9 protein-coding genes and 3 pseudogenes are annotated in these 11,955 nt (G+C 63.2%); 6 read left to right on the forward strand and 6 right to left on the reverse strand.

Annotated features, from left to right (window positions below):
- Nucleotides 1-2: 2 nt before the first annotated feature.
- From AWB75_RS32830 to AWB75_RS32845, 4 genes and pseudogenes are all read right to left on the reverse strand, one after another.
- Nucleotides 3-836, reverse strand: a pseudogene (locus tag AWB75_RS32830) (ISNCY family transposase); the annotation flags it as partial.
- A 201-nt stretch (nucleotides 837-1,037) separates the two neighbouring features.
- Nucleotides 1,038-1,939, reverse strand: a pseudogene (locus AWB75_RS32835) (IS5 family transposase); the annotation flags it as partial.
- Between the two features lie 87 nt (nucleotides 1,940-2,026).
- Nucleotides 2,027-3,418, reverse strand: a complete 1,392-nt coding sequence (locus AWB75_RS32840) for an FAD-binding oxidoreductase (RefSeq protein WP_061128150.1) — start codon at nucleotides 3,416-3,418, stop codon at nucleotides 2,027-2,029.
- Nucleotides 3,415-4,404 (reverse strand): isopenicillin N synthase family dioxygenase, encoded by a 990-nt coding sequence (locus AWB75_RS32845; RefSeq protein ID WP_061128151.1) that lies wholly within the window; start codon nucleotides 4,402-4,404, stop codon nucleotides 3,415-3,417. Before AWB75_RS32845 ends, AWB75_RS32840 begins: the two co-directional genes overlap by 4 nt.
- A 287-nt stretch (nucleotides 4,405-4,691) precedes the next feature.
- On the opposite strand from AWB75_RS32845, the gene AWB75_RS32850 reads away from it, so the two are divergent.
- From AWB75_RS32850 to hutC, 6 genes are read left to right on the forward strand one after another with little or no spacing between them, the layout of a single operon-like run.
- Nucleotides 4,692-5,519 carry a transporter substrate-binding domain-containing protein gene (locus tag AWB75_RS32850; RefSeq protein WP_061128152.1) on the forward strand — a complete coding sequence of 276 codons (828 nt, stop codon included), beginning with the start codon at nucleotides 4,692-4,694 and terminating at the stop codon, nucleotides 5,517-5,519.
- 35 nt (nucleotides 5,520-5,554) lie between these two features.
- Nucleotides 5,555-6,205, forward strand: coding sequence for an amino acid ABC transporter permease (locus AWB75_RS32855; RefSeq protein WP_061128153.1), 651 nt, complete (start codon nucleotides 5,555-5,557; stop codon nucleotides 6,203-6,205).
- A 10-nt stretch (nucleotides 6,206-6,215) separates the two neighbouring features.
- On the forward strand, nucleotides 6,216-6,878 hold the full coding sequence (locus AWB75_RS32860) for an amino acid ABC transporter permease (RefSeq protein ID WP_061128154.1): 663 nt from the start codon (nucleotides 6,216-6,218) through the stop codon (nucleotides 6,876-6,878).
- A 45-nt stretch (nucleotides 6,879-6,923) separates the two neighbouring features.
- Nucleotides 6,924-7,796, forward strand: a complete 873-nt coding sequence (locus AWB75_RS32865; protein WP_061128155.1) for an amino acid ABC transporter ATP-binding protein — start codon at nucleotides 6,924-6,926, stop codon at nucleotides 7,794-7,796.
- Nucleotides 7,793-8,920, forward strand: a complete 1,128-nt coding sequence (hisC, locus tag AWB75_RS32870) for a histidinol-phosphate transaminase (RefSeq protein WP_061128156.1) — start codon at nucleotides 7,793-7,795, stop codon at nucleotides 8,918-8,920. Before AWB75_RS32865 ends, hisC begins: the two co-directional genes overlap by 4 nt.
- Before the next feature lie 12 nt (nucleotides 8,921-8,932).
- Complete coding sequence (hutC, locus tag AWB75_RS32875; RefSeq protein ID WP_061128157.1) at nucleotides 8,933-9,736, forward strand: histidine utilization repressor; 804 nt, start codon at nucleotides 8,933-8,935, stop codon at nucleotides 9,734-9,736.
- Nucleotides 9,737-9,988: 252 nt separating this feature from the next.
- Here hutC and AWB75_RS32880 read toward each other — a convergent pair whose 3' ends face one another.
- Both AWB75_RS32880 and AWB75_RS32885 read right to left on the reverse strand, forming a co-directional pair.
- Complete coding sequence (locus AWB75_RS32880) at nucleotides 9,989-11,173, reverse strand: porin (RefSeq protein ID WP_061128158.1); 1,185 nt, start codon at nucleotides 11,171-11,173, stop codon at nucleotides 9,989-9,991.
- Between the two features lie 456 nt (nucleotides 11,174-11,629).
- Nucleotides 11,630-11,955 (reverse strand): annotated as a pseudogene (locus AWB75_RS32885) (IS30 family transposase); the annotation flags it as partial.

An 11,955-nucleotide genomic window follows, 5' to 3' on the forward strand; every position in this document is an offset into this window, starting at 1 on the left:
CTGCTGCGCGGCGGCTTGGCGAAATGCGCGTTGTAGGCGGCCATGAAGCAGGGCGCGTAGGCGTTGGCCGCGGCCACCGTGTTGACGCCGCGCAGGCGCAACTCGTTCACCAGCCGATCCTGCAAGGTCAGATGCGCGCGCTCCACGCGGCCCTTAGCCGAACTCGAGTTGGCGCAGAACGTGTCGATGTTCAGCTCGTACATCGCCCGGCCGAACTGCGTCGTGCTGTCGCCGCTCTTGCCCGCGCGCGTGAGGCGAAACACGCTCGCCTTGTCGCTATAGAGCGCGCCAGGCTTGCCGTGACGCTCGATGTACGCGCGGGTCGCCTCGAAATAGCTGAAGGTCGATTCGCTCGCGGTAAAGTGCAACTGGCGTCAGACCGCTCGTGGCATAGTCCACATACACCAGCAGCGTGCAGGGCGGCGCACGCTCCTCAAACCAGCGATGCTCGCAGCCGTCGATCTGGATCAACTCGCCTAGGCAAGAGCGGCGTCGCCGTGGCTGATAGACCTTGGGCGGGCGCTCTCGATGCGTCATCCACAAGCCCGCATCATGCATCCAGCGACGCACCGTTTCCTTGCCCAGCTTGATGCCGTGGCATTCGTCGAGCTTTTCGCACGCCAGCGTCGGCGCGAAATCGGCGTAGCGCTCACGCACCAACGCCATCGCCCGCGCGCGCAACTCGATCGGCAGCGCGCGATTGCTCGTCTTGCCACGCTTGCCAAACACCAGAGCGGCCGGACCACACGCCTCATAGCGCCGGCAAAGCGGCTGATCTGCCGCACGCACACTTCCAGCGCGCATGCTTGTGCCATGATCAGTCCACGCCCATCCATGATCCGCTCCTCGACGACGCACCGCGCCAGCGTGCGCCCGAGCAGCGGAATCGGACATTTCTAACGAGCCAAAACCCGACATTTCTATCTGGGACCTACAGACCAAATTTCGATAATAATTATTATGTCAATTTGTGCTTCGTGCCGACCGCATCGCGTACCGCCTGCGGGTCTTTTCCATCTCGTCGGCCCCTACGCGAGCGCCGTGTTCTTGGCCAAGCCCTTGTAGCGGGCTTGCGATGGTGAAACAGGTTCTTGACGATATGGGACGGATGCTCGACGCGCGAACGGATCTGCGCCTTGGTTCGCTCAAGCGCAGTCACCAGCTCCTTCAGCGGTCCCTCCTGCATCGCCTTGATCTTTGCACGCTTGGCAGCGACATGCCACTTTACTGCCTTGCCTTTCATTTCATCGCGCTTGTCTACACCAATGTAGCCCGCGTCGGCGTACGCTTCCTCTTCATGGCCGTGCAGCAGCAAATGGGCTTGCGACACATCCGACACATTGGCCGCCGTGCCAGCCACGCTGTGGACCAAGCCCGATTCGGCGTCCACGCCAACGTGGGCTTTCATCCCAAAGTGCCACTCGTTTCCCTTCTTCGTTTGATGCATCTCCCGGTCACGGCTCTTCCCGGCGTTCTTGGTCGACGGTGGCGCTTCGATGATCGTGGCATCAACCAGCGTGCCTTCCTTCATCATCAGTCCACGCTCGCACAGCGAGATACCGATCTCGTCGAACAGCTTCCTTGTCAGATCGTGCTCGATCAGCAGGCGACGGAATTTGAGCAGCGTGGTCGCATCCGGCACGTTCTCGACTGCCAGATCGATGCCGGCGAAGCCGCGCAGCGCAATGCTGTCATACAGCGCGTCTTCCAGCCCTTCGTCCGACAGCCCGTACCACTGCTGCAGAAAGTAGATTCGCAGCATTCGCTCCAGTCCAATCGGCGGACGGCCTCGCGTGCCCTTCGGGTAATGCGGTTCGATTGCACACATCAAACGCTGCCACGGCACGATCGTCTCCATCTCCGCCAAGAAGCGTTGGCGCCTCGTCACGCGCTTCTTGCCTGCAATTTCCGCTTCCGCGAAGCCAATCTGCCTCTTCATCCTCGTGCGTCCGTTTCGTGAGCTGCCTTCTATAACGTCCGCAGCTACGTGAGCGATGACCGCCGAGCTTTATTAATCAGTGTTTCCCTAGATCAACTTGCCGGGGTTCAAAATGCCGTTCGGGTCGAGCGCGCGTTTGATCGCGGTCATCGCCGCGATCTCCTCGGGCGAACGCGAGAGCGGCAGGAACTCGCGCTTGAGCAACCCGATGCCATGCTCCGCCGAGACCGATCCGCGATACGGCGCGACCATGTCGTAGACGAACGCGTAGACCTCGTGATGCGGCACACCGGGCACCGATTGTCCGTCCACGGTCACGTGCAGGTTCGAATCGCCGATATGGCCGAAATAGTACGAGCGGTTCGACGGCCAGCGCGCATCGAGCGCCGCGCGGCATTCGTCCACGAACTGGCCGATTGAGCCGATCGGCAAGCTGACATCGAAATTGATCGGATCGAGCCGTGCGGGAAATTCTGCGGTGCACTCGCGAACTTGCCACAGCGCGCGCGCATCCGCCACCGATTGCGCGACGATCGCATCGCGCACCGCGCCGGCGTCGAAGGCGTCGGCGAGCGCGCCAGCGAAGCGCTCGCCGTCGTCGTCGGCATCGAAGCCCGCATGTTCGATCAGCGCGTAAAGCGGATGCGGCGCGGCAAACGGCGAGCGCGCCGAGGATGTGAGGGAAACGCCGAAGTCGAAGAAGTCCGGCCACATGATTTCGAACGCGCCGATATCGTTGCCGAAGCGTGCCGAGAGCGTACGCAACAGCGCGACGACCTGATCGTAGCCATCGAGCGCGACGAGTGCCGTGTGACGTCCCGCGCGCGGCGGATGCAGCCGCAACACCGCGCTCGTGATGACGCCGAGCGTGCCTTCGGAGCCAACGAAAAGCTGCTTCAGGTCATAGCCGGTGTTGTTCTTGATCATCTTGTTCATCGAACTCAGCACGGCGCCGTTCGCGAGCACCGCCTCGAGGCCGAGCACCTGTTCCCGCGCGGTGCCCGACTGGATGACGCGATTGCCGCCCGCATTGGTCGCGAGGTTGCCGCCGATCTGACACGAGCCGCGCGCGCCGAGGTCGAGTCCGAGTTCGAAGCCGGCCGCCGCTGCCGCTTCCTGTGCGGTCTGCAAGGTGGTGCCGGCGAGCACGGTCATGGTCGAGGCAGCCGCGTCGATTTCCTCGATTCCAGCGAGCCGTTCGAGCGAAATGGCGATGTCGCTCGGGCGCGCTATTGCGCCGCCCGCAAGCCCCGTCATGCCGCCTTGCGGCACGACGCTCTGGCGCGCTTCGTTACAGATCGCGAGCGCGCGCGACACCTCTTCGGTCGAGCGCGGCAGCACGAGCGCCGCGGGTCGCGCGGGCGCGTGGCCGGTCCAGTCGGTCATCGAGCGTTCGCCGATGGCTTCGCCCACGCGCACGCGGTCGTTGCCCAGCGCCTCGCGCAACGCGGCGATGGTGGCGTCGAGCGGCGCGCTCATGCGGCCGTGCCCTGCTGCTCGGCTGCGCGTTTCTTGCGATAGCCCATCGAATCGTTGATGCGCCCGAGGATGTAATCGCCTGCCGCCACGGGCGCATGACGCACCTCGCCCGCCGGTGTGCCAAGCTCGGCCGGATCGACGATGGCGCCGTAGGTCGGATCGTAGAAGGTCGCGATCGAGTAGCGCTCGCGTCCCGACGCATTGATCACGCGATGCAGCGTCGAGCGGAACCGGTCGTTGGTCCAACGCGCCAGCAGGTCGCCAACGTTGACGACGAAGCTGCCCGGAATCGGCGGCGCATCGATCCAGGTGTCGTTCGCGATTTCACGCACTTGCAGGCCGCCCACCTGGTCCTGCCAAAGCAGCGTGATGCAGCCGTAGTCCGTATGAGGCGCGACGCCGAACTGATCCTCGTCGGATTGCGGCGGCTGCGGTGGGTAGTAGACCATCTGTGTGCGCTGCATGCGCTTCGTGTAGCGCGACGCGAAAAAAAGCTCGTCGATATCGAGACTTGACGCCACAGCCCGCAGCAGATGAGCGCCGCACTCGCCGATCGCCTCGTAATAGCCGTAGAGCGTCGGCCGAAGCTCGGGCATGAAGTCCGGCCAGTTGTTCGGGCCGCGCAGCGCCTGGCCCGCGAGCACGTCGGGATCGTCCTCGGGCAGTTCGAGGCCGATGCTGAAGAACTCCTTGTAGTCGGGGCGCTTGGCCTGATACATGGTCGCGTCGCCGAGTGAATTGAAGCCGCGATGCCGGTGATTCACCGCCGCGCGCCGCTTCGTTTCGACGGGGAACGCGAAGAACTTGCGCGCGGCGGCTTCGGCTGCGTCGATCACATGCTGCGGCACACCGTGATTAATGATGTAGAAGAAGCCGATGGTCGTGCAGGCTTCGCGAATTTCGCGGCCGACGCGCACGAGAGCGGCAGCGTCGCCGTCGCGAACGCCGCTGAAATCGATGAGGGGAATTTGGGTGACTGACGGCATCGGCTGGCTCCTGGAGCGGCGTGGCGACGGGGATGTTCGGCTCGCCGACACGCGAAAAAAACGCGCACGGCATGACGCATCTCCGGTTGTATATACCGCCAATTCCAACGGCGCAAGTTGCAACGCACCGAACCGCACCGCGAGTTTCCGGCAAGCTCATGTGCCTATGAATCCGCAAAGAATTTCTTTTTGGTCATCGAAATTTCGCGGTATATACTGCCTCGCATACCGCGCCGACCACCCTCTGCTGGACCCGCGACGACCGCTTTGCTACCCCGGAGACTCTGATGAATATCCTTGCAGGCTGGAGAAGTCGAGTGCTGATGTTGACCCTGTGCGCCGCGAGCGTGTGCGCGCATGCCGAAGATCAGCTCGCGAAGGTGAAGAAGGCGGGCGAACTCGTGGTCGGCACGGAGATGCAGTTCGCGCCGTTCGACTTCCTCGAAAACGGCCAGCAAGCGGGCTTCAACAAGGATCTTTTCGCGGAGATCGGCAAGGAGATCGGCGTGAAGGTGCGCTTCATCGACTTGCCGTGGCCGAGCGTGCTGCCTGGTCTCGAAGCGGGCAAGTTCGACATGGTCGGCGGCCCGATCACGGTGACTAAAGCGCGCATGGAACGCTATACATACACGCTGCCCGTTGCCGATGCCACCGACGCCTTCCTCAAGCGCGCCAACGATTCGAACCTCAAGAAATCGTCCGATGTAGCGGGCAAGACCGTCGGGGCCGGTAAAGGTTCGGCGCAGCTCGATCAGTTGAAGGCCTACGCGGCCACGCTGCCGAAGCCGCCGGAAATCCGCGAATACGTTGACAACAACCAGGCGTACGCGGACCTCGCGGCGGGCCGGATCGTCGCGGTGGCGAATTCGATGACCAACATCGCCTACGTCGCGAAGCAGCGACCGGAGACGTTCGCGGTCGTCCAGCCGCCGTTCGGCGCTAAGGTGTACTTCGCGTACTGCCTGCGCAAGGACGCGGACAGCAAGCCGCTCGCCGACGCGTTCAACAACGCGCTCCTCAAGCTCGACAAGGACGGACGCCTCGCCACGCTGCAGAAGAAGTGGTTCGGCGTCGCGATGCAGGTCCCGCCGACGCTGCCCGCGCCGAACTATTGAGCCAGCGCGTCAAGCGTCCGAACACGGAGGGCCCCATGTTCAGCATGACTGTTTTCGTGCAAGGCATCCCGCTCCTGTTGCAGGCGGCGGTCGCGACCATCGGCATTTCGCTCGCCGGGCTCGTGATCGGGTTTTTCGTTGCGATCGGCGTGTGCTCGGCGCGGCTCTCGCCGAGCCGGGCCTGGCGCGCGGCGGGCAGCGCGTACGTATTCTTCTTTCGCGGCGTGCCGATGCTCGTGCAGTTGCTGCTCGTCTACTACCTTCTGCCGTTCGCCGGGATCAACGTACCGCCGCTCGTCGCCGCAATCAGCACGGTGTCGCTCTGTTCGGCGTCGTATATCGCAGAGATTTTACGCGGCGGCTTTCTCAGCATTCCGCCAGGCCAGATCGAAGCCGCGCGCATGCTCGGCCTGCCGCCGCTCGACACGCTGCGCCGCATCCTCGTGCCGCAGGCGTTCCGGCTGACGCTGCCGTCGCTCGTGAACGAGATGGTGCTGCTCATCAAGGCGTCGTCGCTGATCTCGGTGGTCGGCATCGCCGAAATTACGCGCACCGCGCAGAACATCGCGGCCAGCACGTACCGGCCGCTGGAGGCGTATGTCGCGGCGGGGCTCATCTATTTCGTGATCTGCGGCGCGCTGTCGCTCGTCGCGCAAGCCGCCGAAGTGCGGCTGCAACACGCCTGAGGACGACGCCATGCAGCAATTCGACCCCGCCGTCATCACGCACAACCTGTCCGCCATCGGCGCGGGACTCGCGACGACGCTCGGCACGTGGATCTCCGGTGTCGTGCTCGGCCTCGCGATCGGCTTCGCCATCGCGCTGCTGCAACTCTTTTGCGGACGCTGGGTGCGTGCCGTGCTGCGCGTCTACATCGAACTTTTTCGCGGCACGCCGTTTCTCGTGCAGCTCTTTTTGCTGTACTACGGCGGGCCGTCGTTCGGGCTGACGCTCGAACCGCTGACGGCGGGCATCCTCGGCCTCGGACTCTACGGCAGCGCGTACTTCGCCGAGGCCTTCCGCTCGGGCTTTCGCGCGGTGCCACCGGGACATCTCGAAGCGGCGTCGTGTCTTGGCATGTCGCACTGGCAAATCGTCCTGCGCATCCAGATTCCTCAAATGTTCGTACTGATCATGCCCGCCATCGTCAACTTGATCATCGTGCTTAGTAAGGAAACCGCGGTGCTGTCGATCGTGACCGTTCCCGAACTCACGTTCGTCTTGACCGGCATCGGCTCGGCGACGTTCGCCTTCGTCGAGACGCTGCTTGCGCTGTGCTTGTGCTATCTGCTGCTCGTCGAACTCGCGTCGCGCGCAGGACTTTGGGCGGAGGCGCGGCTCACGCGCTTTCTCGTCTGACATGCGGACCATGCGGATTGTTGTGCCTCGTCACCAGGTGAACCGATGAATGCCATGATCGACCTCCCCGTTTCCGCCTCCGAGTCCCCTGTCATAGAGACGCCCTCGCCCTCCTCGCCGTTGATCGAAGTGCGAGATCTCGGCAAGCGCTTCGGCGACGTCGAAGTCCTGCGCGGCGTCGATCTCGACATCGAACGTTCGGAAGTGGTCTGCATCATCGGGCCGTCGGGCTCGGGTAAGAGCACGCTCCTGCGCTGTCTCGCCGCGCTCGAAACGTATGACGCAGGCGAAGTGCGCATCGAAGGTGAACTGCTCGGCTACGGCGAAAAGAACGGCCGCCGCGTGCGTGCATCGCAGGGCGAGATCAATCGCGTGCGGCGCAACATCGGCATGGTGTTCCAGCAATTCAATTTGTGGCCGCACATGACCGCGCTCGAAAACGTGATGGAGGCGCTCTTGCGAGTGCGGCGCCTGCCGCGCGCGGACGCGAAGCGGCGCGCCAACGCGATGCTCGACACGGTGGGCCTCGCGCACAAGGGCGACGCCTATCCGTCGAAGCTCTCGGGCGGACAGCAGCAGCGCGTGGCGATCGCGCGCGCGCTCGCAATGGAACCGCACATCATGCTCTTCGACGAACCGACGTCCGCGCTCGATCCCGAACTCGTCGGCGAAGTGCTGCAGGTGATGAAGCAGCTCGCGCGCGACGGCATGACGATGGCCGTCGTCACGCACGAGATGGGTTTCGCGGCGCAGGTCGCGGACAAGGTGATGTTCATTGATCAGGGACGCATCGCCGTGCAAGGCAAGCCCCGCGAAGTCTTCTACGACGCCGCAGAGCCGCGTCTGCGCCAGTTCCTGCAAAACTACTTCGACCGCAACGCGTTCTGGTCGCGCGGCGGCGAAGGAGAAACCGAATGAGCCCCACCGATGCGTTCATCGCGGCGTTGCGTCTCGAAGTGCGCGACCTGCCCGCCTACAATGCTGGCGCATCGGCGGAGCGCGTGCGCGAACAGTTCGGCGTGTCGCGCGTCGCCAAGCTCGCGAGCAACGAGAATCCCTGCGGCGCGAGTCCGCTCGTGCGCGAGGCGTTGCAGCGCGCGGTCGAGGAAGGCGTAGCGTTCTATCCGGACCCGTCGTGCAGCGCATTGCGCGAGGCGATCGGCGCGACGCTCGGCGTCGAGCCCGCGCGTATCCTGTTCGGCAACGGGTCAGAGGATCTGCTGGCAGTGGCGGCGCGGACGTTTCTCTCGCCCGGCGATGAAGTGGTCACTGTCACGCCTTCGTTTGGCTTGCATATGATTTATCCGCAACTCGCGGGCGCACGCGTGCGCGCCGTGCCGATGCGCAACCTGCGCTTCGACGTCGATGCGCTTTGCGAAGCGCTCACGCCGCGCACGCGCATGCTGTTCGTGAGCAATCCGTCGAACCCCGTGGGCGCGGCGCTTTCGGGCGACGAATTCGGGCGACTGCTGTCGGCGGTCGCGCCGGGCACGCTGATCGTCTGGGACGAGGCGTATTTCGAATACGCGCGCGTCGATCCGTCTTACGCGGCAAGCTTGCCGGCACTTGAGCAATCGCACTCGCCGTGGCTCGTGCTGCGCACGTTCTCGAAGGCCTACGGGCTCGCGGGTTTGCGCATCGGTTATGGCATTGCGTCGGACGCGCGTCTCGCCGATCTCATGAACCGCGTGCGCACGCCGTTCAACACTAACCGTCTCGCGCAATGTGCGGCACTCGCAGCATGGTCGGACGCTGCGTATGTCGCCGACAGCGTGCAGCACGCGATCCGCGAGCGCGAACGCATCCGCGCCGCACTTATGGCGATGGGCTACGTTTGCGCGCCATCGCTCGCAAACTTTTTGTTCTTCGACGCACACGAAGACGCGGACGCGCTTGCGCAACGCCTGATGCGCGCGGGCGTGATCGTGAAACCGTGGCGCGAGGAGAACTTCACACAATGCGTGCGTGTTTCGACCGGCAGCCGCGACGACAATGATTTCTTCATCGAAACGCTCGGGCGCTTGCGCTCGGCGCGGCACTGAGGAGGCGGCGCGATGTCGGGATCCCCGCATGCGAAGCCGGCCGAGCGGGCGCACCAGACCCTCGGAACCGCCGATTCCGATGCTGACGCGGACGCCCCGCTCGCCCGCTACGTGCAGGTGAAGACTTACATCCGCAGCAAGATCGAGGCGGGCACGTGGCGGCCGGGCGATCGCGTTCCTTCGGAACTGAGCCTCGTCGACTCGCTCGGCGTGTCGCGCATGACCATCAACCGCGCGCTGCGCGAACTGACGGCCGAGGGCTGGATCACGCGGCTGTCGGGCGTCGGCACGTTCGTCGCCGAGGCGAAGCCGCAGTCGACGCTGCTGATGATCGCTCACATCGGCGATGAAATCCGCGGGCGCGGCCACGAGTACAGTTCCGAGACGATTCTCGTGCAGCGCGAGAGCGCGCCCGCCGGCGTGGCGAACGCACTGAGCCTGCCGCCAAGTTCTTCGGTGTTTCACCTGATCTGCGTGCATCGCGAGAACGGCGTGCCGGTGCGTCTCGAAGACCGCTACGTGAATCCTGCCGTCGCGCCTGAGTTTCTCGAACAGGACTTCACGGTCCAGCGCCCTTCCGAGTATCTCGCGGCGACGGTGCCGGCGCATGAGGTCGAACACGTCGTCGATGCATGCCTGCCGACGCGTTCCGAAGCCGAGTTGCTCGAAATGGCACCCGACGAGCCGTGTCTCACGCTCGTGCGCCGCACATGGTCGGGCGATGCCGCGGTCACGTTCGTGCGCTTCGTCCATCCCGGTTCGCGTTATCGGCTCGGATGCCGCTTCAAGCCCGACCACTCGCGTTACCAGGGCTGATCAGCGGCGACGCCTTAGCGCTTGCCGGATCTCACCCGATGGGACACCGCGCTCCTGAGCCAGAACTGGCCAAGAATGACCCGCTTTCCCAAGTTCCCTTCCGCATTGTGTCGCTGGCCGGTGGCGCTTTCCGCCAAACTTCCGCTAGTACCGCACGCAAAAAATGCGTCGCGACAACCAGAGAGGAACGTCTCGCTGTCCTCGTACAACCATCCGTCCCAACGTCCGCGGGGATGGGTTTCTGACTGCCGCTTAGAAACGGGCCAGCATGCCGACGGCGCCCATCACCTGATTGTTCGTCGCTGAGAAGCCGCCGGCGTTGTACATCACTGCGGCATTGTGGCTACCGATCGCGTGCTGGTACATTGCTTCAGCGTACAGTTCCGTGCGCTTCGACAGCGAGTAGCGCGCGATCGCGTTGACTTGGTTCCACTTTGGATCGGAGCCGACGTTCGACTTGCTCACACCGTTCAGATGAGCGTCGGTGTAGGTATCCATGAGGCCGACAGAGAGCGCCCGCGTCAGTGCGTACTTGACGTTCAATTCGTAATTGTCGAAGTGAACCGAACCGTTCGGCGCCGTCAGGCCGAATGCGGACGTATTCTGGTACTGGCTGTGCGTGTAGACGAAGTTGGCCGTGGCCGGGCCGAACGTATAGCCGATGCCTGCACCCAACGTGCGCTGCACATTCGCCGTCAGGTTGCCGCCTCCCGCGGTCGACTTCAGCTCGCTCGGGTCAGCCGCGACGCTCTGATTTACTGCTCCTGCAGGGTTACTCGCCGCCGCCGAGCCGTTGATCTGGAGGTAGGCCGCGGCCAGTCGCAGCGGGCCGTTGTTGTAACTCGCCCCGGCGCTGTACGCGCGATCGACGGTGAAGCTGGTGCTGTTGCTGAACGCGTACATGCCGCCGAATTTGAAGCCGGCGTAGTCGTTGCTCGAGAATTTCACCGAGTTGCTGAAACGGACAGTATGTTGCAGGTTGTCGTTGTCGTACACGTGCGCGAAGCCTGAGTCACCGAACGTGCCGGCCGTGCCGGACAGCGGCGCGACGAAGTCGACCATCGAGTCATACTGGCGGCCCATCGTGAGGGTGCCGTATTGGTTGCTGCTCAAGCCAACATACGCTTGACGGCCAAAGATGCGGCCACCCTGGCCGAGTGCGCCGTTGTTGAGGTTGAAGCCGTTTTCCAGCACGAAAACAGCCTTGAGACCACCACCGAGATCTTCCGCACCGCGCAGTCCGAAGCGGCTGCCGCTGATATTGCCGCTTGCGAGTGCGACGCGCCCGCTGCCATGGCTAGGGGCACCGGTCTGAACGTTGTTCGTATAAACAATGCCGGCATCGACAAGGCCGTAGAGGGTGACCGAACTCTGCGCGTTGGCAGCGGATAATGCAAAAGCTGTGCAGGCCGCGACGGCAATCGAAATCTTCTTCATGAAATAGCACCCGAGGTTTACTTGAATAAAAGCGGCGCTAGTTTACAAAGCCGGGTGCGGGACACCAGTCAAATCGCGCATAACAGAATATTCTTATAAAAGGAATAATCTGTCATATTTTTGCCATACTCCGGTTGGAGCGCGGTTTTGCGATGTGCGAGAAACGGCTAGCGACCTCGACTTCTTTCTTTTACGAGTGCGCTACTGCGACAGCGATCGGTCGCCCAAGTGGGTGCACTCCCGCGGAAGCGGGCGACGTTGGCTCGCGATAGACCGTGTCGGCCTGCGGCCTTCTTCTTGCGAGAGATTCTCCAACAGTCTGAAGAACCAGCGGTGCATACGAATGAACCGGCATCCGGACCTTTGTCGCGCATGAGCAGGCGTTACTCGCCGACGGGCACGCCGATGAACGGAGCTTCATCTTCCTGAGCCAAACGACCGCTTTCTAGGGCGGATTCAACCGGTCGATGCAATAGCTTGATGGAATCTCTCAGCTGGTGTCTCGTAATCGAGCGTCTTTCTTGGACGCTCGTTCAGCCTCCTCGCCACGGCATTGAGTTTTGCTTGCGAATAAGTCGACAGATCGATGCCTTTTGGGAAGTACTGTCTCAGCAGCCCGTTCGCATTCTCGTTGGAGCCGCGTTGCCACGGATGCTTGGGTCACAGAAATACACGGCAATGTCAGTGGCGATGGTGAAGCGTTTGTGCCCCGCCATCTCGGTGCCGCGATCCCAGGTAAGCGATTTGTAGAGCTCTTGCGGGAGCTTGCCGGCGTGTTTGAT

It is taken from the genome of Caballeronia catudaia (genome assembly GCF_001544755.2).
In the GTDB taxonomy this organism is placed as follows: Bacteria; Pseudomonadota; Gammaproteobacteria; order Burkholderiales; family Burkholderiaceae; genus Caballeronia; species Caballeronia catudaia.

Coding starts and splice junctions, on each gene's coding strand:
- AWB75_RS32860 (WP_061128154.1), top strand. CDS start 6,216: ATGCAGCAATTCGACCCCGCCGTCATCACGCACAACCTGTCCGCCATC.
- hutC (WP_061128157.1), top strand. CDS start 8,933: ATGTCGGGATCCCCGCATGCGAAGCCGGCCGAGCGGGCGCACCAGACC.
- AWB75_RS32865 (WP_061128155.1), top strand. CDS start 6,924: ATGAATGCCATGATCGACCTCCCCGTTTCCGCCTCCGAGTCCCCTGTC.
- AWB75_RS32850 (WP_061128152.1), top strand. CDS start 4,692: ATGAATATCCTTGCAGGCTGGAGAAGTCGAGTGCTGATGTTGACCCTG.
- AWB75_RS32855 (WP_061128153.1), top strand. CDS start 5,555: ATGTTCAGCATGACTGTTTTCGTGCAAGGCATCCCGCTCCTGTTGCAG.
- AWB75_RS32840 (WP_061128150.1), bottom strand. CDS start 3,418: ATGAGCGCGCCGCTCGACGCCACCATCGCCGCGTTGCGCGAGGCGCTG.
- AWB75_RS32880 (WP_061128158.1), bottom strand. CDS start 11,173: ATGAAGAAGATTTCGATTGCCGTCGCGGCCTGCACAGCTTTTGCATTA.
- hisC (WP_061128156.1), top strand. CDS start 7,793: ATGAGCCCCACCGATGCGTTCATCGCGGCGTTGCGTCTCGAAGTGCGC.
- AWB75_RS32845 (WP_061128151.1), bottom strand. CDS start 4,404: ATGCCGTCAGTCACCCAAATTCCCCTCATCGATTTCAGCGGCGTTCGC.